At 53.6% G+C, this 26,619-nt stretch carries 19 protein-coding genes; 9 read left to right on the top strand and 10 right to left on the bottom strand.

What is annotated here, in order from left to right; all coding sequences use genetic code 11:
- Positions 1 to 62: 62 nt before the first annotated feature.
- The 3 genes from KIH39_RS16730 (at position 63) to KIH39_RS16720 (ending at position 6,887) form a co-directional block, all read left to right on the top strand.
- Positions 63 to 3,254 carry a hypothetical protein gene (locus tag KIH39_RS16730; protein WP_213494365.1) on the top strand — a complete coding sequence of 1,064 codons (3,192 nt, stop codon included), beginning with the start codon at positions 63 to 65 and terminating at the stop codon, positions 3,252 to 3,254.
- Between the two features lie 36 nt (positions 3,255 to 3,290).
- Positions 3,291 to 5,495 carry a DEAD/DEAH box helicase gene (locus tag KIH39_RS16725; protein ID WP_213494364.1) on the top strand — a complete coding sequence of 735 codons (2,205 nt, stop codon included), beginning with the start codon at positions 3,291 to 3,293 and terminating at the stop codon, positions 5,493 to 5,495.
- Positions 5,496 to 5,585: 90 nt separating this feature from the next.
- Positions 5,586 to 6,887, top strand: coding sequence for a purple acid phosphatase family protein (locus KIH39_RS16720; protein WP_213494363.1), 1,302 nt, complete (start codon positions 5,586 to 5,588; stop codon positions 6,885 to 6,887).
- On the opposite strand, the gene KIH39_RS16715 is transcribed toward KIH39_RS16720, so the two are convergent.
- The 4 genes from KIH39_RS16715 to KIH39_RS16700 form a co-directional block, all read right to left on the bottom strand.
- On the bottom strand, positions 6,871 to 7,605 hold the full coding sequence (locus KIH39_RS16715) for a hypothetical protein (protein WP_213494362.1): 735 nt from the start codon (positions 7,603 to 7,605) through the stop codon (positions 6,871 to 6,873). The genes KIH39_RS16720 and KIH39_RS16715 overlap by 17 nt on opposite strands.
- 123 nt (positions 7,606 to 7,728) lie before the next feature.
- Positions 7,729 to 9,087 carry a cystathionine beta-synthase gene (locus tag KIH39_RS16710; protein WP_213494361.1) on the bottom strand — a complete coding sequence of 453 codons (1,359 nt, stop codon included), beginning with the start codon at positions 9,085 to 9,087 and terminating at the stop codon, positions 7,729 to 7,731.
- 56 nt (positions 9,088 to 9,143) lie between these two features.
- A complete protein-coding gene (locus KIH39_RS16705; protein ID WP_213494360.1) occupies positions 9,144 to 10,202 on the bottom strand; it encodes a DUF1574 family protein in 1,059 nt (352 codons plus the stop codon).
- Between the two features lie 21 nt (positions 10,203 to 10,223).
- Positions 10,224 to 11,663: an MBOAT family O-acyltransferase gene (locus KIH39_RS16700; RefSeq protein WP_213494359.1), complete on the bottom strand. Its 1,440-nt coding sequence runs from the start codon at positions 11,661 to 11,663 to the stop codon at positions 10,224 to 10,226.
- 142 nt (positions 11,664 to 11,805) lie between these two features.
- Between KIH39_RS16700 and msrA the strand changes: the two genes are divergently transcribed.
- Positions 11,806 to 12,351 (top strand): peptide-methionine (S)-S-oxide reductase MsrA, encoded by a 546-nt coding sequence (gene msrA, locus KIH39_RS16695; protein ID WP_213494358.1) that lies wholly within the window; start codon positions 11,806 to 11,808, stop codon positions 12,349 to 12,351.
- 61 nt (positions 12,352 to 12,412) lie between these two features.
- On the opposite strand, the gene KIH39_RS16690 is transcribed toward msrA, so the two are convergent.
- Together KIH39_RS16690 and KIH39_RS16685 are read right to left on the bottom strand one after the other, a co-directional pair.
- Entirely contained in the window at positions 12,413 to 14,437 is a 2,025-nt protein-coding gene (locus KIH39_RS16690) for a M56 family metallopeptidase (RefSeq protein ID WP_213494357.1), read from the bottom strand.
- The gene (locus KIH39_RS16685; RefSeq protein ID WP_213494356.1) at positions 14,430 to 14,837 is read right to left on the bottom strand and encodes a BlaI/MecI/CopY family transcriptional regulator; all 408 of its coding nucleotides are present in this window, start codon (positions 14,835 to 14,837) and stop codon (positions 14,430 to 14,432) included. Before KIH39_RS16685 ends, KIH39_RS16690 begins: the two co-directional genes overlap by 8 nt.
- A 139-nt stretch (positions 14,838 to 14,976) precedes the next feature.
- Here KIH39_RS16685 and KIH39_RS16680 point away from each other — a divergent pair, with 139 nt between their 5' ends.
- The 5 genes from KIH39_RS16680 (at position 14,977) to KIH39_RS16660 (ending at position 18,859) form a co-directional block, all read left to right on the top strand.
- On the top strand, positions 14,977 to 16,200 hold the full coding sequence (locus tag KIH39_RS16680; protein WP_213494355.1) for a dipeptidase: 1,224 nt from the start codon (positions 14,977 to 14,979) through the stop codon (positions 16,198 to 16,200).
- 124 nt (positions 16,201 to 16,324) lie between these two features.
- Positions 16,325 to 16,834 carry a DJ-1/PfpI family protein gene (locus KIH39_RS16675; RefSeq protein ID WP_213494354.1) on the top strand — a complete coding sequence of 170 codons (510 nt, stop codon included), beginning with the start codon at positions 16,325 to 16,327 and terminating at the stop codon, positions 16,832 to 16,834.
- Positions 16,835 to 16,913: 79 nt separating this feature from the next.
- On the top strand, positions 16,914 to 17,450 hold the full coding sequence (gene hpt / locus KIH39_RS16670) for a hypoxanthine phosphoribosyltransferase (RefSeq protein ID WP_246539320.1): 537 nt from the start codon (positions 16,914 to 16,916) through the stop codon (positions 17,448 to 17,450).
- A gap of 23 nt (positions 17,451 to 17,473) precedes the next feature.
- Positions 17,474 to 18,412 (top strand): glycosyltransferase family protein, encoded by a 939-nt coding sequence (locus tag KIH39_RS16665; protein WP_213494353.1) that lies wholly within the window; start codon positions 17,474 to 17,476, stop codon positions 18,410 to 18,412.
- A 168-nt stretch (positions 18,413 to 18,580) separates the two neighbouring features.
- Entirely contained in the window at positions 18,581 to 18,859 is a 279-nt protein-coding gene (locus tag KIH39_RS16660; protein ID WP_213494352.1) for a hypothetical protein, read from the top strand.
- Positions 18,860 to 18,902: 43 nt separating this feature from the next.
- Here KIH39_RS16660 and KIH39_RS16655 read toward each other — a convergent pair whose 3' ends face one another.
- The 4 genes from KIH39_RS16655 to KIH39_RS16640 form a co-directional block, all read right to left on the bottom strand.
- Positions 18,903 to 21,152 carry a hypothetical protein gene (locus KIH39_RS16655; protein WP_213494351.1) on the bottom strand — a complete coding sequence of 750 codons (2,250 nt, stop codon included), beginning with the start codon at positions 21,150 to 21,152 and terminating at the stop codon, positions 18,903 to 18,905.
- Positions 21,153 to 21,192: 40 nt separating this feature from the next.
- Entirely contained in the window at positions 21,193 to 21,903 is a 711-nt protein-coding gene (locus KIH39_RS16650) for a hypothetical protein (RefSeq protein ID WP_213494350.1), read from the bottom strand.
- 164 nt (positions 21,904 to 22,067) lie between these two features.
- A complete protein-coding gene (locus KIH39_RS16645) occupies positions 22,068 to 22,814 on the bottom strand; it encodes an alpha/beta hydrolase (protein ID WP_213494349.1) in 747 nt (248 codons plus the stop codon).
- Positions 22,815 to 23,343: 529 nt separating this feature from the next.
- Complete coding sequence (locus tag KIH39_RS16640) at positions 23,344 to 26,613, bottom strand: VPS10 domain-containing protein (RefSeq protein ID WP_213494348.1); 3,270 nt, start codon at positions 26,611 to 26,613, stop codon at positions 23,344 to 23,346.
- Positions 26,614 to 26,619 lie beyond the last annotated feature (6 nt).

Genomic DNA, 26,619 nt, shown 5'->3' with positions numbered 1-26,619 from the left:
AGTCCGCTTTCGATCCGTAGAATCTAAATACGCCCGAATCGCGACATCTGCTGCAGGATTCCATGAGCGAACCAGCTTCCCCATCGCCCGAATCGGCGAAGACACCCGTTACCGCTCCGATCCCAGTCCCAGCGGCCACTCCCTGGTTCTACAGCGCCTGGGATATGTTGCTGACCGCCATGACGCTCGGGCTGGCGTTTCTCATCGCGTCCTTCGCCGTACGGAATTCGGATTTCTGGCAATATCTATCCGCGGGCCGATTGCTCTCCGAGGGCAACTACTCCTTCGGGAACGATCCGTTCGGCTACGGGCAGCCTGAGAAGTACTGGGTCAATCACGCCTGGGGTTTCGACTGGATTATTTATCAGCTTTACTCCAAGGCCGGCGCTCCGGCCCTGGTCATGCTAAAAGCATTGGGCATTGCCCTGATGGCGGGAATCGTCTTCCTCACCGCCCGGAAAGGGCAGCCACTCTGGTTGTTCGCGGTTTGCACCTCCCTGGGAATTCTCATTGCCGGCCCCCGTTTGCTCCTCCAGCCGACTCTCTTCTCCATGGCGGGTGTGGCCGCAACAGTTGTAATCTTGTTGCGAGTCGATTCGACAAAATGGAAATTCCTTTTCCCGGTGATCTTCTGCTTGTGGGCGAACGTCGATCAATGGTTTATCCTGGGACCCGCGATTCTTCTTCTCCTGTTCATCGGCGATCTGCTCAAAAAGTCGGGTCGGCAGTCGGGAATTGCTATGATTGTCAGTAGCCTGGCCTGCCTGGTGAATCCGCACCATTATCATGTCTGGCAAATCCCGGCGGAGCTGACATCGGAAACGCTACGCGAAGTTCTGACGCTCCCCGAATACCGCGCCTTCTTTAGAGGGTTGCTCGATGATGGAGTTTTGAGCTTCAACTTGCAAAGCGGTGTTGTGCCCCAGACCTTGGCATTCATTTTGTTGACGCTCATGACCCTCATTGGCTTTCTGACCAACTTGAGAAGGCTTCACCTGGGGCACGTCTTCATCCTCGTTTTGTTATTCGTCGTCGCCCTGCGGTTTGCCCGAGCGCTCCCTTTTCTGGGAATGGCGATGGCTCCCATCGCCGCCCATTATTTGGCGATGACGGCCGATCGATTGCGAACGGCGACTCTGGATGAGAATACTAGACGGTCCCTGCGAACGGCTCGGTTGGGAGGTCGCTTTATCACCACGATACTAATGGCCGGTTTACTTTTTGCTTCCTGGCCCGGCTGGCTGCACGTCAATTGGGACATTCCCCAGCGTGCGCAAAGAGTCGCCTGGGAAATTGAAGTCGATAATGGTCTGGAACGCGCAGCACTGCAGTTGAAAGAATGGCGCGACAGCGGAAAGATTCCTCCCGAAGTACGTTCCTTCATCTTCTCGCCCGATTTCTCGTACTATTGCGACTGGTTCTGCCCTGGGGAACGCCACTATTTCGATTTTCGATTTACTCACAACCTCGATATCGTGGAAAACTACGTGGCGGCCGTGATGACCACCCGTCCTACCGTCAGCGCCGACTTTCAATTGGTCTTATCCGATTTCAATCTGAAAGCGTTTTTCGAAAAATTAAACGTCGGCTTTGTCGCCTGGAGCTCCGGGTCGCGCGAGGAGAACCTGCGCGGCTTGAGCCTGCTGTTGCGGGTCAATTATCCGAAAAACCGGCCCGATTCGCCGATGTACCAGTTTTGGGATACTAAAGGTCGGGTTAACTTTCTCGGCTTCAATGCTCAGAGTAGTCTCGCTCCTGAGAAATATGCGGCCATGAGGTTCGATCCGGTTCGGCAGGCTTTCACCGGCGATACCAGTATTCCGATGAGCACCGAGCCGGTAACGGTTCCCACCCCGGTCACCTTCTGGGAAGATTACCATCAGAGACCGCGCAAATTCTCCTCATACGTCGATGAAGCGGCCAATCTGGTGGAATTTCAACTGGCTCAATTTGAGAAGGCCTACTCGATTTCTCAAAATGCTTGTGTGATTAGCGCCTTGCTGAGCAATGGCCTATCTGGAGCCCTCCTCCGCGAGGCTTTGCTGACGGGCAGAGTCGTACCGCCGCTGCCGCACAATTCGAATCTGCTGGCGACGCCTCTTCTAGCCGTGCGGGCCGCCCGACGAGCCATCCTCGAAAATCCCGATGCCCCGGACGGCTATTACTATCTGGCCAGAGCCTATGCACCCAATGAAGGGGGCTTGGACACGACCGAAGAACTGCGCGGCTGGATGGTCGGCACGGGCTATCATCGCGCTTTGGCCCGGACGACCCCGCAGGAACAGCATCGCCGTCGGCAAGTTAACTATTACGGAGCCGCAGAACGACTGTATGGACTTCACATCAGTCGAAATGAGTACGACCTGGCCGTCGAGGCTTACGAGTTGATGCTGAAATCGTTCTGGATCGATCCGCCCGTCAATCTGCGAACGGATAAAGAGCGGCAGGAATTTTATACTCATCTGCAAAATGACATTCGATTCCCGAGTCGGGAGGGCCAGCAGATTCATCCGAGAGATTTCATCAAAAAGATTGAGGATCGCTACGAGAATCTCACTCGGGATAACCACGTTAACGATCCCTACGACCGGGGTATGATAGCCGCCTCCCCTCCAGGTGAGAACCGACCGTACTTCGGCTTGATTCGGGAGGCAATCAATGAATTTCAGAAGGTCGATTGGGACAAGGAAACTTTCGCGAAGCGCATAAATGGATTGCTCTTTCTATCGACGCTCTATTTCCGAAGCGGTCAGGTCGAAGAGGCTTATCAGGTCCTGGGGGAACTGCAGAAGAGCGATGAATTGATGAAAAATCCCCAGTTTCAAATTGCCTACATCCCCCTGTTCATTCAAGCGAAATTCGTTCAGGGCGAACTGGATGATGCCATCAATTCGCAACGGAACTTCCTATCGGAAATGCTGAAGCTCGAGGGGGCTCGACTGGAAATTCCACTCAAGATCCTGCCGCCGGAAGTATGGGAAATTGCGATGAGTCTGACTTTTCAGCCGAGCGGGAATTTCGTCTCCATGCTGCAGTTGTCATATTTCTCGGCGATTCAAAAACAGCGTAACTTACTGGTTATCGAATCCGAGATCATGGCTAAATTAGGGCTGATGGCACTCGACGCGGGGCACAATCAGGAAGCACTTCGCTTCTTTGAAAAATCGTTGAAGCCGCGCGCGGGTGTGGGTGTGGAATTTCCTTCCAAAGCGATTGTAAAGCGATATCTCAGCGCCATGAATTCGGTAAAATAAATTTTTTGGCCGGTCTCGGGCGCCCAGCGAGTATTTATGCTTCGCGAAGAACAGATCGATCTCCGGCGGGAACGGGCGCGCCAGGAACGCTACACAATCGAGCGGTTGGGCCGCAATCGAGTCTTCTCGGATTTTCTGGTCAAAAATCCCGCAACGGAGGGCCAGTACACGGTCCGCATTCGCGGATTCGAGCTTGGGGACAATTCGTGCACCTGTCCTGATTTTAAAGCGAACACACTCGGTACCTGCAAGCACATCGAAGCGGTGCTCGACGATTTGCGGGAAGAACTTCCGGAACACATTCAGAAGCGAAAAGCCGCCGTCACGCAGCCGAGTCTCTATCTGCACTATGGTGAGCAAATTTGTGTTGCTCTTGCAATACCTGCCCGGCGATCAGATTCCCTGGAACAGATCGCCCGCCGTTACTTCGATGCCCATGGGCTGTGGAACAGCGAATACAGCTACGAATCGCTGCTGACCGCGCTGGGAAGTGTGGCGGAAGTCATTAATGTTGCACCCGAAGTTTACGATTTCATCGATCGAGACAATGAAAAACGATTACTTCGCGAAAAGGAAATCGATTGGCTTTGGCATCTGGACCGCGGCGAAACTCCCACGGAATTACGCGATCTGGTGAAGGTGCCTTTGTATTCCTATCAATTGCGCGGCGTCGTGTTTCTGGCTACCCGGTTGCGCTCCATTCTCGGCGACGATATGGGTCTGGGGAAAACCATTCAGACTCTGGCCGCAGTAGAAATCCTGGCTCGCGAGCGTGGCCTTCGAAACGTGCTCATCGTTGCTCCCGCCTCCGTGAAATATCAGTGGCAATCGGAAATACAGCGTCTCACAGATCGAACTGCGCTGGTCATTGAAGGGCTCAAGGACGCTAGAGAAAATCTTTACAACCGGGATTCGTTCTATCGACTGGTCAACTACGAGCAGGTGGTTCGGGATTTCGATCTCATCAACGCTTGCGAATTCGATCTCATCGTGCTCGATGAAGCCCAGCGCATCAAAAACTGGGAGTCGAAGACCAGCCGGGCCGTTAAGAGATTGTGCAGCAAATTCGCCTTCGCCCTAACCGGTACGGTGCTTGAAAATAATCTGGAAGAGCTATTCAGTATCTGTCAATTTGTCGATGAACGGCGCCTGGGCCCAGCCTTTCAATTCATGGAAGAGCATCGGGTTCTCAACGACCAGGGGGAATTGGTCGGATATAAAAATCTCGAAGCTCTCCGCGAAAAACTTCGACCGATTCTCCTTCGAAGAACACGGGCCGAGGTTCTGAAGGAGTTGCCGCCGCGAATCGATACGACCATCCGCGTCGACCTGGCGGAGGAACAAAAAGTCCCTTATGAAGAACAGCGAACAACCCTCATCCGGTTGCTCCAGAAGAACTCTCGTACGGAAATCGACCGCAAACGCATTCTCGCTTGCATAGCTTATATGCGATTGGTGTGCGACAGTACCCGGCTGATCGACCCGACGCAGGATATCTCTCCTAAGCTGGACGAACTCGAAGAGCTATTGCCAGAGCTCATCGCGGGCGAGGGGCGCAAAACGATCATCTTTTCCCAATGGGAGCAGATGCTTCGGCACTGCGCCGAGCGGCTTGAAAAAGCCAGAATCCCGTACGCCCTTCTCCACGGCGGCTTATCGGGCCCCGATCGCAAAGCGGTTCTCGAGCGATTCCAGACCGATCCGGAATGCCGAGTGTTTTTGAGTACCGACGCCGGTGGAACGGGGTTGAACCTGCAAGTGGCCGACACGGTAATTCAACTTGAACTCCCCTGGAACCCGGCCGTACTCGAACAGCGGGTTGCCCGGATTCACCGCCTGGGTCAAGAACGGCCGGTGCAGAATATTCAATTTGTTACCCGGGGTACAATTGAAGAAAGAGTTGTTGAAACAATCGCTGTGAAAAAGCAGCTGTTCACTACTCTTTTTGAATCCGATCGGGATGAGATAACTTTCCGGGCACTGGAGCAGTCGGGCTTCATCGACACGCTTCGGGATTGGGTAGAAATTTCCAAGGAAAAGCCGCCGCTCGCTCTCGCAGCTACTCCGGTGATTTCTTCAGCTGAGGTCATCGAGGCTGGGTTAAATTTTCTCGATTTGCTAGCGCATAGCGACTGGCCGCGAGCTATGCTACCGGAACAGTTAAAGAAACTGGCCGATAGTTGCGATTTGATTCAAAGACGAGCCAGAGAGTCCGGTGGTACCGTTGAGAATTTTGGCTGAAATCCCCTAGACGGTGAATTGCCTCATAAATTTCTCATTTTGTATCTCTAGACCCACAATAGTCGCTTTTCCCACCTAGAGTTCGAGATCATGTTTCCCGCTTCTCGCAGACAGTTTCTCGGCACCTCTCTCACCGGGCTAACTGCATCGACTTTTCTCGGTTCCGACGCATTTCACCGCGCTCGCGCCGATGACCCTACCTTCACCCCCAATACGCTGTTTCTGACCTGGCAGCGCGATCCCACGACAACCATGACCATCCAGTGGGTGGGAGTGAGGGGCGAAACGGCCGACACCAATATTTACTACCACGCCCTGAACAGTACCAACTTGGGACCCGTTCAGTATTTTGCTCAATCTCCCGTGCTGAAACCCTATCCGATGACGGATTACAAGATCTTCCGCGCGGAGCTGACCGGTCTGAAACCGGGCACCGATTACCAATTCTTCATCGGCAAGCAGTCCCCCAGTTATCGTTTCCGGACCATGCCCGCCAAGGCCAACGATACTATCAGTTTCATTTCCGGCGGCGACTGCGGCGTTAATGAGCATACGATTGCCAATAACATTCAGGCCGCGCGGCAGGATCCCATGTTCGCCATCGTGGGGGGCGACCTGGGTTACGACAACGGCCGATCGGTCGATATTAGTCTGGCGTTTCTTCGAAACTACAGCAAACACATGATCGGTCGCGATGGCCGCTTAATCCCGCTGATTGCGGGGATCGGCAACCATGAAGTTGCCAACGGCGGCTACGGCCAGAAGCGCGAGCAGGCCCCGTTTTTCTACGCACTGTTCGATGGTCTCTATCCTGAAACGGGCTATGCTTCTCTCGACTTCGGCGACTACTTGAGCCTGATCCTGCTGGACACTGGTCATACTTCGGCGATCGGCGGTGAACAGGCGGACTGGTTGGAATCGACTCTGCGAGCCCGGCAGGATAGCCCGAACGTGTTCGCCATCAACCACGTTCCCTCGTATCCCTCTTTCCGCAAGATGGAGGGCGAACCGGCAAAGATTGGAAAACCCCCGCTCGCCGGTACGGGCGAGGAAAATCGCAAATATTGGGTTCCGCTCTTCGAACGTTTCCGCGTCCCGGTTGTGCTGGAACATCACGACCATACTTTCAAACGCACCAAACCGCTGATTAACGGACTCTACGACGCGAACGGCGTCCTTTATCTCGGAGATGGTTCGTGGGGTCGATTGAGAAATCCCAATTCCCCCGATAAGCTCCATCATCTGGCAGTCGCCAGCCGGGACTATCATCTCTCGTTGCACCGCATTCAGGGCGATGAACGCTTCCATCTGGCTCTCGATGAAAACGGGCGAGTGATGGATGTGAGCCGAACAGGTCAGCGCAAGCAGGGACTCGTCAGGGCTTCCGGCTGAAAGTGAACTCCGGCAGACCGAATAATCGATCGCCCTTCGCCTCTACATGGCACTTCATGCAGGATTCGATTCTCCCGGCGGAATTCACTTTCTTGCCATCGGCACTTACTGTCCCATACACCCAACCCTGATCGGTCCCTTCGGTTTTGGGATCGAGTTTCAGCATCACAAATAGATCCGACTGCTTGGCAGCTTTGAAGACTTTGTCCCCCTTCCAGGCGTAGGGGTAAAAGTGATCGTCCTTTTCGTTCCACTCCCGAGGAGCCTGAGGAGTGGCTTTGGTTTCGATGACGTTGCTGAAATCGGCGCTCTTGCTCGGCTTTAACTTTTCATCGGTGATCTCTTCGGGTACCCAGGATTCCTTAACGACGATCTGTCCGACTCTCGCCGATTTCTCCGGCAACACATTCATATAGTCTCGCTGATTTTTGGCGAACAGCGAATAAATCTTCTGTCCATGCGTGGCTTCATCCTTGCTCGCGCTGACCCGGGCTCGGCCGGGTTCAGGAGTTCTGCAAAGCCACGGAGCCCAACGATACTCGTCGTCGACGCGCCCCCAACTTTTGTACTCGGCGGCGGCTTTCAACAGTTCCTTATGGAAAGGCCGCTCATCAGATTTGGGGTCTTCCGTCGCGTGAGCGGAAGGATTTGTCGAGAACCCCGTGATAAGGCCGAAGGGGATTAACGCGAGGAAAAAAGTCTTTCGAAGGATTCTCATGATACTTGCTCCATCGATACGAGGGCCGATCAGTTCCTGCAATTATAACTCCAGCGAATTTTGATGGGTGTAACAAGCTTGCAACATGAAGCGAGGGGCGAGGATGGGCGAAAAAGAGAATTCTCAGGCGGCGGCCGGGCTGCGCTTCGGTGTCCAGTAATCGATCAGATCGATTCGAGTGACGATGCCGACCACATGCCCATCCTGAAGGGCCAAGATTCCGGTGTTACCCGAGAGCAGGAGCCGGTACGCTTCATCCAAATGCGTGATCAGTTCCAACTGAGGCAAGGGCTTACCCATGATTTCCCCAACGGGAACTTCCTCTGGATTGCGATGATCATGCAATAAACGAGCGATAGTGACCTCTTGCACGCTACCGACCGGCTTGCCACCTTCGAGTACGGGAAGCTGTGAAATCCCGGCTTTTTGAAAGATTTCAATCGCATCGGCCGCGGAAGCTTGCGGGGTGATGGTGATCAAATGCCGGTCGCCACGCTTCTTGATGAGGTCGCCAACCGTATGGGGCGTGTGCGTTTCCCATTGGAGTTTGTTGGCGGCCAGCCAGTTGTCGTCGAAGCACTTGCTCATGTAGTTTCGCCCGGTATCGGGGCAGATGATGACCATGAAATCGTCGGCCGTCAGTCGGCGAGCATAACGCAGCCCCGCGGCAATCGCGGTCCCGCAGGATCCACCCACGAGAATACCTTCCCGGCGAGCGACTTCGCGGGCCATGTGGAACGATTCCGCATCGCTGACGCGCACCCAGTCGTCTACCAGTTGACTGTTGAAAGTTTTGGGAACGAAATCTTCGCCGATGCCTTCGACTTTCCAGCCGTGCGGGGCACCACCGGATAGTACTGAACCTTCCGGATCCGCACCGATGATTTTGATGTCGGGATTTCTTTCTTTCAGATATTTGCTCACCCCAGATAAGGTACCTCCCGTACCAACACCTCCGACGAGTGCGGTGATGCGTCCTTCGGTTTGCTCCCAGATTTCCGGGCCCGTGGTTCGATAGTGAATCTCGGGATTGGACAGATTAGTGAACTGATTGGGTCGCCACGCTCCCGGAATTTCTCGGGCAAGACGATCGGCCACGCCGTTGTAACTTTCGGGAGAATCGGGTGCCACATTGGTGAGGGTAATGACAACCTCAGCGCCGTATGCTTTGAGCAACGCAATCTTCTCGTTACTCATTTTGTCGGGCAGAACGAAGATACACCGATAGCCCTTAACGGCGGCGACCATGGCCAGACCGACGCCGGTGTTGCCAGCGGTAGCCTCGATGATCGTGCCTCCGGGACGTAGCCAGCCTCGCTTTTCTGCATCGGCAATCATGGCAATCGCCACGCGATCCTTAGTGCTGCCGCCGGGATTCATCGCTTCGACCTTGGCGGCGATTGTGGGGGCCAGGCCTTCGGTAACGCGACGTAATTTTACTAGAGGGGTGTGGCCTACAGACTGAAGAATTGTTTCGTACATCGTCTATCTCCTCCATGCCGAATGGATCGGCTTTCGGATAGGTCGTCCACTCTATCTTACGGCGATTTCGAAACCTGGGTCAAGTTCGCTAACCGAGAGTGATATTCGGCAAATAATCGTTCCGTGAAAGAGACCCCCCCACCGGGATTGACGTGATGCATGTCGTAGAAAGCCGCATCTTCCAACCAGGCCCGAGCGTCCAGAATCTCAACCGACGTTTCACTCTGAATGTCTTTCAAGAATTTCTGAAGAGCGGCCTCCGCAACCTCGGTCGTCAGAGAACGAAATTCCGTCCCCTCCGGCATCAGAATCAAGGTTATTCGAATATTCCGGCGGTTTGCATACTGGAGGATCGAGTTCAGTGCCTCCCGGGCGCCCGGAAGAACCTCAAACTTCGCATAGTATTCGTCGTACTGGGCATGGGCTAATTGTCGGATTGCTTCCGCTTTGTCCTTCGGCACATCGTTCGGCTGCCAGCCCCATTGATCGACCCGGGGAACGTTCGGCCGGGAGTCGTAATACGTGGAGGTATCCAGATGGGTTGCTTCGCGGAGTTCCGCCTGATGGCGATTGGTCGGCAGTAACCGGCCCCAGAGCCATTTTTTCCAGCTCGATTCGCATTGTGAAAAATATTTGTGCGATTCTCCCAGTTCGTGCAGAGTGAGCCGAGCGGCGTCGAGCATGCGAGCTTCAGACGGCGGCTGAACAACGCCGTTGTAGTGGATCGGCAGCACTTCCAGGATGAGATGATCGGGACGGATGCCTGCATCGTCTAATCGCTTCAGAAGAATCGATTGCATCACCGGACCAGCCCCCGGGATACCAAAGTTGAATGCCACCACGGCGTCGTCGGTTCGCCGTTCAAAGTCCCTGGCCGCGAAGGAATAACTGGTTCGCGAAGATCCCAGCATCATTAGCAGTGGCTTCTGAGGATTGCGGGCGATCCGGGTCTGAAGTTTTTCCAGGCGTTCTTGAAATTCCGGGTCGCGGACACCGGGCAGGCCAATTTCGATGAACAGCCCGATGATCAATTGAAGCAGCAGCAGGAAACCGACGATCCAGAGGGCCGTTCGGCGATGTTGCTTTTGCCAGGTGTCAGTAGCCGGGTAGGTCATATGCGACTGCAAATTTTCGATTTAAAACTGAAAGTAAATAAAAGCTTTACTCGAACCGGGACCCAGCACGATGGCCAGAGTCACCATGCCCGCGTATGCGAAGCCCAAGAGCGAGGGCGGGGCCGTGCGAAACAATCTCCGCCAGGCGAAACGATTATCGCGAAGATACACTCCCCAGGCATGGCCAACGATCAGGAGCAGAATGGTCACCAGCAAGCTCCGTAAAGGGAGCGGGGCGGCCTGAGTTCCTTGCCCTCCCAATAATCCTTCAAACATAAATCCGGTGGCCCGCAAACTCGGGGTGCGAAACACCACCAGTGAGAGTACGAATAAAAGAAGAGTGCAGCCTACGCAGATAGGTGTCAGATATGTGCTACGAAGAAAGCTGTTGAAGGACGGCCAGGGTTGAATGAACAGATTAAAGATCCGATGAAGGCACAAGAGCAAGCCCATCAGCGTGCCCCACAGAACCATGTTCCAGTTCGCACCATGCCAGAGACCGCCGATCGTCATGGTGATGATCAGATTCCGACATACGAAGAGCGTGCTGCCCCGGCTCCCACCGAGGGGAATAAACAGATAGTCGCGCAGCCAGCTGGATAGACTCATGTGCCAGCGGCGCCAGAATTCACCGAGGTTTCGGGAGAGAAATGGCATCGCGAAATTCGGCGTCAGCTTGTAGCCAAGCATATGCGCGGTACCCAAAGCCATGTTGGTATATCCGGAAAAATCGCAGAATACCTGTATCGCGAAGCCGATCGCGGCCATCCAATTGGCTTGAGCGTCGAATCTTTCGGGATTCTCAAAAACCGGGTCGACGATCAGGGCCATACGATCGGCTAGGGCGAGTTTCATAAACAGGCCGAGAATAAAAAGCCAGCCGCCGAGGGTGAATCGTGCCCAGTCCCAGCGTTTGGGGCGGTTGATTTGTGGAAGGAAGTCTCGGGCTCGGACTATTGGCCCGGCAATCAGGTGTGGAAAGAACAGGATGAACAACAGAAAATGGGCCAGGTTCTTCTCGGCTTTCAACCGGCCCCGGTAAACGTCCACGATGTAGTTAATCGCTTCGAAGGTGTAAAATGAAATGCCGATGGGGAGTATGACTTTCAGAGTGGGGAGCGAAACTTCCGCTCCCGCCGATCTGAGAGTTTGTTCGAGTGAATCCAGAAAGAAGTTGGCATACTTGAAATAAACCAGAAGCCCGATGTTCATGAGAACGCTGAAGCTCAAAAGAGCTTTTCGGGTTCTGATGCTAATGGCTTTCTCTATACGCTGGGCCAGCAGAAAATCGGCTCCCGAAGTAACGACAATCAGCAGGGCGAGCCAGTGGTTCCACGTGGCATAAAAAATGTAACTCGAAATGAGGAGTAACCAGACGCGAGCCCGGGCATTAGGAGTGGCCCAGTAGAGGCAAAAGACTGCCAGGTAGAAGAACAGAAAATCTTTGGTACAGAACAGCATGAGGCATCCTTGCCCGTCGCCCGCTCAAGTCGCTCGTCTCGAGATTCGATTTCAGTATCCCGGAATCTGTAGGAAGCGCCAAGGCGAAGTGCGAAATTTTTGACTCTCCGGTCTATGATTGAAGTACATAAAGGGGACAACTATGAGTGAAAATACCGAAATTGCAACTTTGGGTGGGGGCTGCTTCTGGTGCGTCGAAGCGGTACTGGAGTTGTTGGAAGGGGTAATCCTGGTCGAATCGGGTTACAGCGGCGGTTGGGCAAAGAACCCCAGCTATCGGGAAGTTTGTGCGGGACAAACAGACCATGCCGAGGTGGTGCAGGTCACCTTCGATCCGACGAAAATTTCGTATCGCGATCTGGTGATCGCTTTCTTATTATCGCATGATCCTACAACGCTAAATCGACAAGGCGCGGACGTCGGTACGCAGTACCGCTCGGTGATTTTTTATCACACCGAGGAACAGAAAAAGACGGCGGAAGAGGTCATCCGCGAGATTGGTGAAAAGAAGATCTATCCTCAACCGATTGTGACCCAAATTGCCCCGGCAGTGACCTTTTACATGGCAGAAGATTATCACCAGGAGTATTTTCGCAATAATCCGGAACAGGGATACTGCGCCGCGGTCATTGCTCCCAAGGTCACAAAGTTTCGAAAGATGTTTTTGGAGCAGTTGAAGAAGAAGTAAATTCAGAAGCCCCGGTGATCTCTCCAAATCACAGGGGCTTCAATCTCAAAATCGCGAAGGGTTACCGAACACCTTCCAGCAGCTTATTCACTCTTTCCTTCTGCTGAGCGGGAACTTTGTCGAGACTGTCGTAACTGGTCGACTTGTCTCCCGCTTTAACGGTCACGCTGGACACATCCTTCTTGCCACCTTCCATATGCCCCTTAACGGTAATACTCTCCTCGTTGTTGCGAGACTCGATGGTGAAGTCGCCATTGACGATGGAGACACTCGTACTGTTAAAGTTACCTAAGCCCCCCGGGAATCCGTTCAACTGCAATCCGTTCATTTGCGGGAATACCATTTTTGCATCGGCCTTGGCCACTTCAGGAAGTTTCAGACCGCTCAATTTTTCGGGTTTGCCTTTGCGGATCACCTTCACATCGAGGTTTTCGTTGGCTTTGAAGCCTTCCAGAAACTTCGGCAACTCTTCCGAGGTGGGAGGAACTTTCTTGCCGCCAATTTCCATCAGCACGTCGTTAGGTTTCAAGCCCGCCTTTTCAGCCGGCGTTCCCGGAACGACTTCTTTCACCAGCACGCCCTGGTTGGGTGGGAGTTCCAGTTGTTCGATCAACTCGGCTGGTGGGGTCGAAACCCGCACGCCCAATCGAGGTTTGGCATTCATGCCGTTGAGCATCATCGGGTTGCCAAACTGGAAGCCCTGAAGTTGGCCATTCCCCAGCTGAAGCTGCAGCGCTTCCATTTGCTTCATGGCTTCCTGAAGTTCCTTCATATTATCCAAGCCTTCCAGAGGAATGACCCGGAGTTGGAAGTTGGGAAGCGCGGGCATTGCCGGGATTTGTGGAGGTACCGGTACGGCGGGTGCTGCAGGAACGTTACCTGCATTCTGGCCTTTTCGTTCCGCGTCCAGTTTTTCGAGCTCTGCTTTCAGTTTCTTCTGCTTTTCAGCCAATTCGTCTTCGGGAGATTTCTTGGTTTCTTCCGTCTTGGGTTTGTTATCCTGCGCGATAGCTGTCTGACTCTTGAGGCCAAGACCTGCCACCAGGACTGCGGACGCTAAGATGGTGGCACCGGTCAAAAAATTCCACTTACGGGGCGGTTGGGATTCGAGATTTTCCTGTCGATGAATCAACATATGCACTCTCCGAAAAAGTTCTGAACGTTTGGGAAACACGGCGGCGGCTCCTCGCGGTAATGAAGCCACGCCGAGACTGTCGATTAAAAATTGGGCGTATTCTGCCGTATTGGCTTGCTCCCGGGCGACGGCCGCATCGGCGAGATACTCCTGATTTCGCCGCATGTCCCGTCGCAATAACCAGTAGGTTGGACACCAGAAATAAAACACACCGGCCAATTCCAGAAGCCAATTCACCAGCGGATCTTTTCGTTTCAAATGATTAGCTTCATGCGTCAGCACCCAGCGTAAGGCTGTGAATCCATTCGATCGAGTCATAATCTCGGGAATCAAAACTCTTGGACGAAACATCCCGAAGCACATCGCCGTGGGGAGCGGGTCGAGCATCCTGCAACTTCCGGAGATCCGCACATCGGTCTGAATTTCCTTCCAGAGGCCTTTGATAGGATAGCTGAGCTCCTGGCTTTCCTGCCAAAGATGACGCAGCACCCAGGTACCTCGGAGCAGCCGAGCGAATAACACCACTGAAATCCCGCTCAGAAGGAAGATTCCATAAGGAATCAGGCTGGTCCAATGAAAATACAATACGGGAGCGATCGTTTCACTGAGCTGTTCCCGGGGGATGGGCTCTACTGCTACAGTAGAGGCTCTCCTGGTCGGGAGCGTATAGACCACCATCACCGAGCTAGGCGCGGCTTCGGTGGTGGATTTTTCGACAACAGTAGTGGACGTAGAGTTCTTTTCCGGCCACGGGTTGCTCCAAGGCAGGGCAATCCAGCTGGGCGCAAAGCTGAGCGGTATCAGCAACAGAGACGCTGCCAGAGTGAAGACGCCTGCCCGGAGTCGACGCGCGGGCTGCCCCAGAGCCTTCACCAGCAGATACCCCATTGTCCAGATGGCTAAACCACCTAAAGCGATGCGGATCGAAATCAACAGGCTGTCGTTATTCATGACAGCTCCCCTTGGAGACCTTTTCTTCTCGAGCTTTATTGATCATCTGCTGGAGTTCGTCCAACTCGCTGGAAGAAAGACGCTCCGTACGCAGTAAAGTTAAAACCAGCTGTGAGGCCGCCCCGTCAAAAACCCGGTGCAAAAATCGGGAAGTACTTTGTTCCCGACTGAAGTTGGGCGTGTAGACGAAAGTCCGGCCTTCCACATGATGCGATACCAGTTGCTTCGCTTCCATAACCCGCAGCAGAGTCTGAACCGTATTATAAGCCAGTTCTTCATCATCCGCAGGCTGCAGAAATTCGTGCACGACACGCACGCTCGAAGGACCCTTTTCCCAAAGTACCTTCAGGATTTCCAATTCCCGACCCGTCGGGGTGGGTAGCGCATCCAATTTGCTCATGTCTCACCTAATTCTTTAAGACATAGGTTATTATGCACTTGAACTTTTTGGATGTCAACAGCTATCTCTTAAAAAATTAGGTGAAGAACTTTCTGTACAAAATACCTAAATATCCCTTCCTTCAATCTTCAGGCATCTTATGACTCACCGTTATCTTCTCTTATTCGCGGCTGCATTGGGCGTATTTCCTGCACCGCTTGTGGCACAGGAAACCAAGTCCAAACGGGGACTCGTAACCGTAACCCCGGAGGCTTTGGCCATCCACCAGGAAGCGATTGTTGTAGATGGTCACAACGATCTGCCCTGGCAATATCGCGCCAAAAAAGACTTCTCTTTTAAGACGATTGATATCACCAAAAATCAGCCGGAATTGCATACCGATTTGCCGAGATTGCGAAAAGGGGGTATGGGCGCACAATTCTGGGCGGCCTATGTCGATGCCTCTGTCCGGCCTCGCTCGCAATCGGTCAAGGAAACCCTGGAACAGATCGATGTGATTCACCGCATGGTGAAAACCTATCCCCAGGATCTGGAGATGGCGTATACGGTCGATGATATTTTGCGCATTCACAAGACCGGCAAAATCGCTTCGCTGATCGGTGTGGAAGGGGGCCATTCGATCGACAACTCCATCGGTACCCTGCGCACTTTCTATATGCTGGGAGTTCGGTACATGACCTTGACCCACTCCGAGACGCTCGATTGGGCGGACTCGGCCACGGATAAGCCGAAAAACAATGGCCTTTCACCTTTTGGTGAAGAGATCGTTCACGAGATGAATCGACTAGGTATGATGGTCGATCTCTCCCACGTCTCGCCCGATACCATGCGGCATGTGCTGCGAATCACCAAAGTTCCCGTCATCTTTTCTCATTCGTCCGCTCGGGCAATCGCCGATCATCCCCGTAATGTTCCAGATGATGTTCTGAAAGAGGTCAAGAAAAACAACGGTGTGGTGATGGTCAATTTCTTCCCGGGATTTGTTTCCCCGGAAGGGGCTCGATTGAGCCAGCGAATGTTTGAGGAATACCGGGAAATGAAAGAAAAAATCAAGGATGAGAAAGAACTGGAGCGAGCCTGGAAAGAGCACGTGAAAGCGATGAAAACCCCTCCCTGCAGCATCCACGACGTGGTGGATCACATCGAGCACATCATCAAAGTCGCCGGGATCGATCACGTGGGATTGGGTTCCGATTTCGATGGCATCAGTGCTGTGCCGACCCAATTGGAGGATGTGTCAACTTATCCGAAGATCACTCAGGAACTGCTGAACCGCGGCTATAAGAAGGAGGAAATCCTTAAGGTGTTGGGCAGTAATCTTTTGCGAGTGATGCGAGCCGTGGAGCAGGCGGCCGCAAAGTAGTTGCCTTGAACGCTTGTACGAGTCTGAAAAAATGACCACCCAGGTTGTCCCCACTTGGGCGTGACAAGTGGGATAGAATGAGCTATAGGCCGCCATCTCGCATTCTTGTTTTAAGGGCTCCTGCATGAAAGCCGTATTTCTTCTGTCGGACGGTTTTGAAGATTTGCAAGTTTTCCACATTCTTTACCGGTTGCGGGAAGAACGCACCCAGGTAACCCTGGCTGCGGCCACGACTCACAAACTCACCGGCTTGCATGGCTATGTCATCGAGCCGGATATGCCGATCCACGAGATCAATCCCTCTGAATATCAGTTGCTCTACATTCCTGGCGGCCACTCTCCCGAACGCCTGCGCCTGCGTGAGGAGGCCGTCGACATCGCTCGCACCTTCATTCAGGAAGATCGCCTGGTTTGCATCTGCGGCCATGGGGCGCAATTGCTGATTTCCGCCGGTGCTCTCGATGGGAAAACTTTGACCTGTGCCGCCGGTATTCGAGACGATATCCGTAGTGCCGGCGGCATCTACCGGGACGAACCGGTTGTGGTCGACGACAATCTGATATCGGCTCGCGAAAATGGCGATCTTCCCACTCTCACGAGCCATCTGATGCACGCCTTGAGCGTTCGAGCCTAATTCCGGGATACAGTTCTGCGTTGTCTCCGATCCGGAAATACAATAGCTAAAATTGATTTCCGGGAGAGGATGGCAATCGATGCGCGATCGGCCGATTCAGACGATGATTTCTGCGGCGGAGATTCAGAAGCGGGTGGATGAAGTCGCAGCCGAGATCACCAAAGTATATGGCGATCAACCGATAACCATCGTCGGTGTTTTAACCGGTTGCCTGGTGTTTCTGGCCGACCTCATTCGTCGACTCGAGATGCCTTTGCGAATCGCTCTGGTACAAGCCTCCAGTTATCGGGGCACCTCCACCACTTCCGGCCAACTCAAAGTTCAAGACGATTTATTACCAGACCTGCGCGGCAAACATCTGCTGATTCTCGACGATATTCTCGATACAGGTCAGACGTTGCACTACATGGTTGGTCATATGCACAAACTGGGCGCGGCCTCCGTGCGAGTGGCGGTGCTGCTGCGTAAAGTCGGTCGCCAGAAAATTCCCCTCGATCCCGATTTCTTCGGCTTCGAAATCCCCGACGCGTTCGTGGTGGGCTATGGTCTCGACTACGACGATGAATATCGGAACCTGCCCTACATTGGCATCCTTGGCGGTGTTGTCGATCCCTAAAATCCTGTCCGACTAGGATGCTCATGACGCGCGGTTTTTTGATTCCGGATCTCGAGTATCGCTTTCACGCCCGACAGGTTACGCTGCGGGCACGGCAACTTCACAATAATCAGGCGAGAGCACGCGTACTTTCTCTGGCGGGTGGCGGGCCGTTCGCCCAAGCGCTTCCCGATAATTCCCTGGTCACGTTGTCGCATAAAAATCGCCTGCTCCCTCCGGCCGGTTGGCTCGAGCTTTACCATTGGTTGAAGACAGAATCCCTCGATCATCTTGAGGTCTGGGGACGAAGTGCCTTGAGGGCTTTCATTGCAATTCGGAAATTTCGCCGAGTACAACTACGCTGGACTTACCATCCGCTTATCGGAGAAAAAATATCGCAGTGGGATCGCTACTGTCTCCGTGGGTGCGAGGCTGTCGTAATTTCCGGCGCTGGCTACGGTGAAATATGGCATTCTTGCCAGGAGCACGCTCCCGTTTTGATGGGCGAACCCGTAACGGGTGGTCATTTAACGCCACTCTCTCTTCCTGAGAATGCCCGAATCCTAGTCAGCTATGGCCAGATGGATCGCTTCGATTCGTTTGTGCAACTCTTGTGGGCCTTCGACGTGCTTCGCCGATTGGAACCATGCCTGCACCTGGTTTTAATTGGAGAAGGATTGGCAAAAAATCGGCTGATTCAATTTGAAAACTCCATCAATCCCGGGAACACACAAGTCCACTTTTTGCCGGAATATGAAGCCATTTCGCATTGGTTATCGATTGCTTCGGCAGTCTGGATACCCGCCGATCCACACGGCGGAATATGCCGGACTCTAGAGTCCCTTCAATTCACTAAACCAGTATTTGCCCCGCGTTTTCGGCATCTGGAGTTGTCCGTTCCGAACTCCCCGGCGCTGGATTGGTATGACGACAGCGAACCGATCCAATTGAGCAATGGGACTCGCCGAAGACTACTGGGATAAAATTTGCCCAGATATTCACCGGAGTATAATCGCATTTTGCCGATTTTTGCGGTCGAAATGGGTCAAATACAAATTTTGCATCTTAACTGATGTAAGAGACACATGGCGATTCGGGTAAGGAAGTAAAATACCCGACATAGTTTGTATTAGGCCCGGAAAAATAAAAAAATGCGTTGCCCGAAATGCCGCCGCAAATTCCCGTTAAACTGGTTGAATCCTGGCCCGTTAGAGATCTTCGATACCCCAGGTGGCATCCTCGCAGTGAGCACATTCTTGATTGGGCTGGGGATAGTGCTGCACTTCTACGTTTCCGACTTAGCCGGCTTCATCCTTTACGGAATAGCCTGTGCCATGCTCGCGCCCTGGTACATGGCTTATAAAAATAGCCGGGTCTGTTACTGCCCGGCTTGCAATAGGAAACAGCAAGTTTATCCCTGGAGCATGTGACGAATTCATCGGGAAGAGCTTTTCCACTCTTCCCGATAGCTCATCAAGACTGCACGGGCATGCAGACCTGTTCCAGAAGTTTTTCGCAATATTCCTGAATCAGATCAGCTAGATTCGGCAGAGAACTTCCTTCGGGCAGTGCTTCCATCAAAGCCGTGACCCAGCGGGGGAAGGCGTAGAGCATGGCGAATGTATCCACGCTCACCGGTTCCATGCGGGCATGTCGACCACGTTTCTCCGATTCATTCCAGAGTGTCTTACTCTTACCGGTGATGGCCAAATCATCTTCCGGACGCAAAAGAATCAGATGATCGACGATAGCCGGTTCGACTTCCATCAGCGACAGTTTGATCTCCAGATCCTTCGGTTTGCCTGCCGCCCGAGCCATGAATAGGCCGATACCGATGCGCCAGGGTTGCGAATCTTTGCAGGCCCAATGCGCGAGCGTCGCACACCCGTAAGTGGGGTGATCGCCAAAGGTATACTCGGTCACCACGTGCTGCAAACGCCAGGGACCGAATTTTACACCATGCTCGTGGCAGATTCGCAGGAAAGTTCCCAGGCCGGCCTGCAACTCGCGGGTTGCCCCAGTGAGAGCACCTTCCGGTTCGAGTTTTCGCAAGGCGGATCGCTGTTCCTGCTCCCACAACTCGACCATCATTTCAGTAGTAAGAGTTCTCGGCGAGATCAGCGGAACAGGAGCCATCACCGGCTCATTCAGAACCACAGGAGTTTCGACAGCTGCGGGTGTTTCCACGACTTCGACCGATTTGACGACATATTCCCCTTCGATGGTTGAATCCATCTCGGAGATGCGGTTCGACAATTCTCGGGCCGCTTCTTCGAACTTGATCGTCGGATTTTCTTCCTCGAAGCTGCTCGAAGTTTCCACTACACTGATCGGCGCTTCATCGAAAAGAGCCGCCAGCTGCCGGGAAGTTTCGCCTTCATTTGCCAGGTGATCGAACAGTTGTCGGAACTGCTGGAGCATATCACGTAGGGTCGGTTCGGTCTTGGCAATCCGCTCGATCTGTTCGTTCGTAAACGGGAACAGAGTGTGGATTCCTTCAACTTTTGGAAGATCCGCGAGTACCGGCTTCATGCGAGCCTCCACAACTCTTTTCACCAGATTGACTGAAGGGGCTTCCAAACGCAGCGCCTTGATGGTTCCAAAGCGCGGAATGTGTACCGGGTTATTGAGTCGATCCTGAATGTAGCCGTCGAGTGAGGGAACGAAGCGGTTCCACAGGCCTCGCTCGGCGAATACCAGGAAACAGAGCCCATCGATCTGGTGCATGATTCGCACGATGCCCGCAAAGAAGGCCTCGGCGATCTGGTGCGCGTCATCGGTGCGTCGGGCCAGGAGTAGATCTTCCAGCTGATCGAAGGCAATGACCACCGGCGTTTTGAGGGTCCGGAAGGCTTCCATGAGTGTTTTGAAGAGAGCCAGAACGAGATCCTGACGAGTGGGTCGTACCGCGAAATCGAGTTCGGCGAAGCCGTAGGTGAGAAACTCTGCCAGTTCTGACTCATCCTTGAGCAGAAATGCCTTGACCACACAGCGGTAGATTGCCCGCCGCATCAGCCCGGAGGTGCTATGCCCTTCGGTGCGGTCGAGATAGGCCCCCAGGAATTCGTAGACATGCTCGACCGTCAGCCCGGCCTCTTCAATTGCCTGGTCGATCGGCAGATTAGACCGGCTGCCGGAAGTGCCGCTGAGATTCTCCATCAGCCACTGACAGCGTTCCTGCGCCTGGCTATGGCCCAGGCCTAGCCTTCGAGTCCATCGGCCCAGACCCGGAGGCGGAAATAGATCGAGCTTCTCTTCCGGTGAAAGATCCCGCAGGGCGAGCGTCATCAATCGTCGGGTGAGCATCTCGCCGATGTATTGGAGGGGCCGTTTGCCGCGCTGTTCGCCCCCGCTCAGTAAGGTGTCGATGATCTGGAACAGGAGATATTCGAGGAAGTCGGCATCCTTCTGGAAGACGCCCGGGGTCACCAGCATCTGCCAGGTGCTGTCGCTACCATGCTTGATGGAGTGGAGCAAGTGTGTCTTGCCAGCCCCTTTGTTCCCCAGAATCGGTACGATCTCGGAGTGGGTATTGGGATCGCGACGATAGAGGTCGACGACGGCGAAAAGCATTTCCCGTTCGGTCGAGTAAAGTTCTGGGACGTGATACCGGGCGCACACATCATCATCCGGATTTCGAGCGAAGTAATTTCGGAACGGATTGCCCCCCAGACGCAGGGCTTCGAGGGCCGATTGCGCGGGCGACAGGCTTGCGGTGATCATAATCTGCATCCTCCCTGATGAAGATCGATTTCAGCTTCTTCTAAATGACGTTGGCGTAATACGCGATTTCATGGCCAATGAGCAAGGCGAAAGCGGGTTCCGGAAGTGCGTATAACGGACCGGTCCAGGGGTGCAAAGCAATCTTGCCCTGTTCGTGCAGCTTACGCAAAGCATCATGGAAAGCGCCCAGCTTATCGGGCTCGCTCATAGTTTGTTGATACAGCTTCGGTAACGGAATATCCTGAGCGGCGTTTTCATTTCGCCAGGCTTGCAAGTTTTTAAGAAGGATCTGTTGCGTCTCGACGGCATCGTCCGATTTTTCCAGCAGTTTTGCAACATGTCCGTTCGTGCCGGAGGAAGGTGTGCTGAATCTGACCTTCAATTCTCGCAGCGTGGAATGCATTCCCTCGATAGTCTTTTTTAGTCCCAGCAGATGATTGCTTATGCTGTCCACTTCCCGCTGGCGCTGTTCGAGAATCCGCACGAAATCTTCCAGCACCTGTCGCGGATTGCTGTGGTGGAGGAGATATTGCAGACCTTTTTCGCTCAGTGTGGCAACTTCCCGATTACCCGAAGAGGTTTGAAAAGTGAAAAGACCGTCTTCCCGGCAGCGTTCGGCCGTAGTTTTAGCAACGGCCGTGGAAGGAAATAACCCCTCTTCGGACTTGCTCGAAAAGAGCGGCATCCCATCCGGTTCGGTGCTGGCGCGGGTGAGCGCATCCAGAATCAGCTTCGTTGCCCTGTCGGCCAAGCGAGGTTCCTCCCTGAAGTTCGCTCCGGCATCCTAACGGAAAACTGCCTATTTCATCAAGGCCGATCAGTGGGAAGGAAACCCGCGAATCGGAATCCCCCCAGACGAAAAAAAAACGCCAGTCTTTTGACTGGCGTTGAGTTGTTATGGAGTAGAGGAACGGATTAGACTTCTTCGACGATCCAGCTATCGAGTTCCGTGGAAACGTTGTCCATGATCCAGCGGTTGAGGTCCCGCATCATATGGGGGTGCAGTTTATGGTTGGTCTCGTAACTCTGGAAGGAGACATCGAGACCTGCACTGTAAAGGAGCCGAGAATCGCGTTTCGCATCGTTGATCGAAATGTTCTCATTGAGGCTGCCGTGACCGATGAAGGTTCGCATACCACGTATTTCGGGATACTTCAGGAGGGGTTGGCCTTCCACTGGTTTGGGCAATGAGCCGTTCAGAGAAATCAGCCCTGCGAGCTTCTCGGGCATCTTGAGGCCGAGGCGGTAGGCCTGGGTAGCCCCTTCTTCGATACCAGCCAGGAAAATCCGCTCGGAGTGCACATGGTAGCTGCGTCGGGTCATTTCGACGGCTCGCAGCATGTATTCTTCGATAAAATCGTCAAACTCGCCCGATTCCCCCCAACTGTAACCTTCGCGTCCATCTTCCCGAAGTCCCGTAGCTTTAGGGCCGCGAAGACTGATGCAGATGTAGTTCCGTCGGCTCAAGCGGGGAGCGATTTTCAGCACTTGATCATCGTTTCCGCCATGTCGGTGAAACAGCACGATCAGAGGGTAGGGATAATTGGGTTCGTAACCTGTGGGGAGAAATGTTCGAACCGGAAGCACCTGCGGCTTCGTGAGTTCGGAGGCATAAAAACCTTCGATTGGCCGTGTTTGCAGAGAAATCGGACTGCGCGGCATTGTGACAACCTTTTGTAATCCCACCAGACTTTTACAGTCATTGGGGGGTCTTTTCTGATGAGCCGTTTGCCATCGATCCGCCTCGCCGGGTTGCGAGTTACGCTCGCGGCAAACTGACCCGTTCAAGACTTCCGTTTCGTGTTCCCGTTCCAATTCGCGGCAAGTCTACGTCGATTGTAAAAAGGTGTCAACGAAGCTGTATCCCGATCTTTACTGAAAAACTTCATTTTGTCCTAACTCGCTTCGGGTTGAAACGGTTAAGCGAAATAGACTGATCGCGGTAATACAGGAAAGCTAGACAAACATTTGCAATTGGATCATCTATCGGTTCGTACCCACCTTCGACGCCGACTGGAGCGCGCAGTTCGTAGCCTAGCAAACCCAGCGCAGACGCGCAAGTGGGACACTTCGACAGAATCGTTAATTTCTGATTTTTGCTGAGAAATGAGCCAATCAAAGCGCCGGGGACGAGTCGAAGAAACAGAAATTTCTCCGCGTCCCCGGCGTTACTCCGGAGCGAAAAAAGGAATTACTTGTCCTTATCTTTCTCCATTTCGTTTTCTTCTTCCCGATCCTCATCCTCGTCTTCCTCGCCGCCACCAAATCGCGGACCGGCAGCCGCATCGCCCACGATCTTCAACAGCTTCGAGTATTCCTTGTCATCCACCTGCAGAACGACGCGATAGGTTCCACTCGGAACAGGACGGCCATTACTGGAAACATCCCAGGTCTGTTTGTGAATCCCCGCCAATCCCGGAAGCTTGGTATCGCTGATCGTTTTGCCTTCGACATCGAAGATTTTTATCGACACTTTTTCGGCCCGTTTGGGAAGGATGTAAACCAGCGGCAGACCCGGCTTGGGGTTTTCGCCCGCGTAGCGACGATTGGTTCCACCCGTGGCGACCGTTCTCGGATAACGAGTGAGCGTATTCGGCTTCAATAAAACCGGTTTTTCCGATTTTATCACGTCTGTAGCCAATTGCCTTAGGGCGGAAATATCCGCGATCCATATGCTTCGGCCGTGTGTGGCAATGACCGCTTCCCCCGCAGTGGGATGGAAAGCAATTTCGTGAACGGCCACAGTGGGAAGATTGGCATTCAGTTTCACCCAATTGCCGCCGCGATCCGTCGAAGCAAAAATCGAGAACTCGGTGCCGCAGAAGAGCAGGTTGGGATTTTCGATATCTTCGCGCAGGCAGCGGGAAGAACCGATGGGAAGATTATTCCGAATCGGCTTCCAGGTAGTGCCGTAATCCTCGGTAACGAACAGATAAGGATCGTCGTCGTCGGAACGATGACCATCGAAAGCGACGTAAGCCCGACCTTCGATGAAGCGGGAAGCTTCAATAGTGGCCACGCCTAGTGGTTTCTTCAAGCCGAATTTTTCGGTAACATTCGTCCAATCCTTACCGCCGTTTTTGGTGACCCAGACGGCCCCGTCGTCAGTACCCACCCAGAGCACATCGGCCTTCAGCGGAGACTCGGCAAGAGCGGTGGCGCTTCCGCGTTTAGTCCGGGTGATTTCCGGGGAAATAGCCGTCATGCCTTCGCCGCGATTGTAGGAACGGAAGACATATTCTCCGGCACAGTAAACGATACGCTGGTTGAAGCTGCTCAGAATAAAAGGAGTGTTCCAGTTAAAGCGATACGGCTTACCCTCGGCGGGACGGCGCGTGGGAGCAACGTTACCGCGTTCGCCAGTTTTCAGGTTTCGCCAGGAGATGCGGCCGTTTTGACTTTCCGAATAAACCACATCGGGATCGTTCTGATCGACCCGCATCACGAAGCCATCACCGCCGCCGACGTTCAGCCAGTCTTCGTTGATGGGTCCGCTTCCACCTTTAAGTCCGATGCTCGGTCCTCCCCAGGAGCCGTTATCCTGCAACCCGCCATAGACGTAGTAAGGCTGCTGTGGACTGACGGCCACATGGTAGAACTGGCCTATGGCCATATGGTTGAGGTGGTCCCAATTCTGCGCCCGGTCGTAGCTGACGTAGAATCCTCCATCGCAGCCGACGATCATATGTCGTCCATCCTTGGGATCGATCCACAAGGCATGTTGATCGGCATGGACACCCCGACTGGCATCGGAGGTAAATGTTTTGCCGCCGTCTTTGGAGTGATACATGCTGACGCCGGTAACAAAGAGATGCTTGTCATCGCTGGGATCGACGCGAATCACGCTGAAATACATCGGTCGGGGATTGAGACTGTTGATTCGTTTCCAGCTTTCGCCGCCATCGGTGCTCTTGTAGATGCCACCATATTCGTGGCTATTGGGGCCTTGTTCCTCCTGAATGTTGGGGCTCTGACCCGCATACAAAGCGGTATAAGGCCGTTTGGGATTCCCGCCCTTGGCCAGGCCACCGCCACCTCCTCCGCCACCACCACCGGCTCGATTAGGAGCAGTTCCAACGGTGATTTCGCCCATCTTCTTTTCGTTGTTGCTGGTGTAGGCCAGTTTCAGCTTGTCGCCCGGTTTGTGCTTTTGGTAAATTTCGACGAAAGTCGTGTATGAATCGACCAGTTTGCCATCGAGTTGCGTGATGACGTCTTCGATTTTCAACCCGGCCATGTCGGCGGGGCCGCCGGAGACGACGTTCGTCAACTTGGCGCCTTGCGGATCCTCCGAGTCTTCCCCACGAACGCCGAGATAAGGGGCGGCCTCTTTCGGGGCGTTGTCTTTTTTGGGCGGGGTTCCCATCCCAATTTTGTCGCAATCGATGATGGCAAACAGGGTCTTCGGATCTTTCAGGTAGAGATCCAATCCGACACGGCCATATTTGCCGCTGGGTAGTCCCTGCGTCAGTTTCTTGAAGTTCTTACCACCATCGGTTGTTTTGTAGATACCGGCTTTTTCCGACCATTTGAATACAGGATCGTAGCTGTCCAGACCATCGGGCAGGGTTTCGCCGATGTAGTTATCGAACTCATCCCTTTGTCGGGCCCAGACCGCCACATACAGAGTGTCTGGATTGGTAGGGTCCATCTTCAGATCGATGACGCCGTGCTTATCGTCGACGTAATGAATCTTGTTCCAGGTTTTGCCGCCATCAGTAGTTTTGAACAGTCCGCGCTCTTCATTGGGCCCGTAGCATCGGCCGAGTGCGCCGACATAAACGATGTCGGGGTTCTTGGGATGAATCACGATCTTCCCGATCTGGAAGCTTTTCTTCAAACCCATATTGGTCCAGGTTTTACCGCCGTCGGTCGATTTATAGACGCCATCGCCGTAGCTGACGGAATTGCGCGGGTTGGCTTCCCCCGTACCAACCCAGACGATATTGCGATCGGAGGGAGCCACGGCCACATCCCCAATGCTGACGGTGCCCTCGCGATCGAATTGATGCTCGAAGGTGATTCCGTTATTGATTGTTTTGAGAAGACCGCCGGAAGCCGTGGCGACCCAGTACGTCGTTGGGTCGGCTTCGAAAATTGAGAGTGCAGTAATTCGGCCACCCATGGCAGCCGGGCCCAGGCAGCGCCAGGAAATCGTTCGCACAAATTCGGGGGGCATCGGTGCACCCGGGCCGTAATCTTTCTTCGGTTCGCCTTTGTTGCGACCGAAGCCGAAGCCTCCCCCACCGCCCTTCCTCCCTTTTTTCTGCTCGCCTTCGGGGCCTTCCGCATCGGGATTTTTAGCTTTTTCGGTTTTCTTATCCTTGCTCGGTTGCTGGTCTTGGACCTTGTCTTTTTCTTTTTCCTGTTTGTCCTGTTGCGAGAGGACTTCCGAGGCGAAACTCAGAAATCCAAATAAGAGAACGCATAAGCCCAAGCCGATTCTTCTGCGGTGAACCATTGAGAC

The sequence above is a fragment of the Telmatocola sphagniphila genome (genome assembly GCF_018398935.1).
In the GTDB taxonomy this organism is placed as follows: domain Bacteria; phylum Planctomycetota; class Planctomycetia; order Gemmatales; family Gemmataceae; genus Telmatocola; species Telmatocola sphagniphila.
Note: the sequence above shows the minus strand (reverse complement) of the source record. Positions and strands in the feature narration are given on the sequence as shown.

Bases quoted from the DNA above. Each gene is read 5' to 3' on its own strand.
- KIH39_RS16705 (WP_213494360.1), bottom strand. From the start codon at position 10,202: ATGACCTACCCGGCTACTGACACCTGGCAAAAGCAACATCGCCGAACG.
- KIH39_RS16690 (WP_213494357.1), bottom strand. From the start codon at position 14,437: ATGAATAACGACAGCCTGTTGATTTCGATCCGCATCGCTTTAGGTGGT.
- KIH39_RS16675 (WP_213494354.1), top strand. From the start codon at position 16,325: ATGAAAGCCGTATTTCTTCTGTCGGACGGTTTTGAAGATTTGCAAGTT.
- KIH39_RS16655 (WP_213494351.1), bottom strand. From the start codon at position 21,152: ATGATCACCGCAAGCCTGTCGCCCGCGCAATCGGCCCTCGAAGCCCTG.
- KIH39_RS16720 (WP_213494363.1), top strand. From the start codon at position 5,586: ATGTTTCCCGCTTCTCGCAGACAGTTTCTCGGCACCTCTCTCACCGGG.
- KIH39_RS16710 (WP_213494361.1), bottom strand. From the start codon at position 9,087: ATGTACGAAACAATTCTTCAGTCTGTAGGCCACACCCCTCTAGTAAAA.
- KIH39_RS16640 (WP_213494348.1), bottom strand. From the start codon at position 26,613: ATGGTTCACCGCAGAAGAATCGGCTTGGGCTTATGCGTTCTCTTATTT.
- KIH39_RS16665 (WP_213494353.1), top strand. From the start codon at position 17,474: ATGACGCGCGGTTTTTTGATTCCGGATCTCGAGTATCGCTTTCACGCC.
- KIH39_RS16700 (WP_213494359.1), bottom strand. From the start codon at position 11,663: ATGCTGTTCTGTACCAAAGATTTTCTGTTCTTCTACCTGGCAGTCTTT.
- KIH39_RS16730 (WP_213494365.1), top strand. From the start codon at position 63: ATGAGCGAACCAGCTTCCCCATCGCCCGAATCGGCGAAGACACCCGTT.
- msrA (WP_213494358.1), top strand. From the start codon at position 11,806: ATGAGTGAAAATACCGAAATTGCAACTTTGGGTGGGGGCTGCTTCTGG.
- KIH39_RS16645 (WP_213494349.1), bottom strand. From the start codon at position 22,814: ATGCCGCGCAGTCCGATTTCTCTGCAAACACGGCCAATCGAAGGTTTT.
- KIH39_RS16715 (WP_213494362.1), bottom strand. From the start codon at position 7,605: ATGAGAATCCTTCGAAAGACTTTTTTCCTCGCGTTAATCCCCTTCGGC.
- KIH39_RS16685 (WP_213494356.1), bottom strand. From the start codon at position 14,837: ATGAGCAAATTGGATGCGCTACCCACCCCGACGGGTCGGGAATTGGAA.
- KIH39_RS16725 (WP_213494364.1), top strand. From the start codon at position 3,291: ATGCTTCGCGAAGAACAGATCGATCTCCGGCGGGAACGGGCGCGCCAG.
- KIH39_RS16680 (WP_213494355.1), top strand. From the start codon at position 14,977: ATGACTCACCGTTATCTTCTCTTATTCGCGGCTGCATTGGGCGTATTT.
- KIH39_RS16660 (WP_213494352.1), top strand. From the start codon at position 18,581: ATGCGTTGCCCGAAATGCCGCCGCAAATTCCCGTTAAACTGGTTGAAT.
- hpt (WP_246539320.1), top strand. From the start codon at position 16,914: ATGCGCGATCGGCCGATTCAGACGATGATTTCTGCGGCGGAGATTCAG.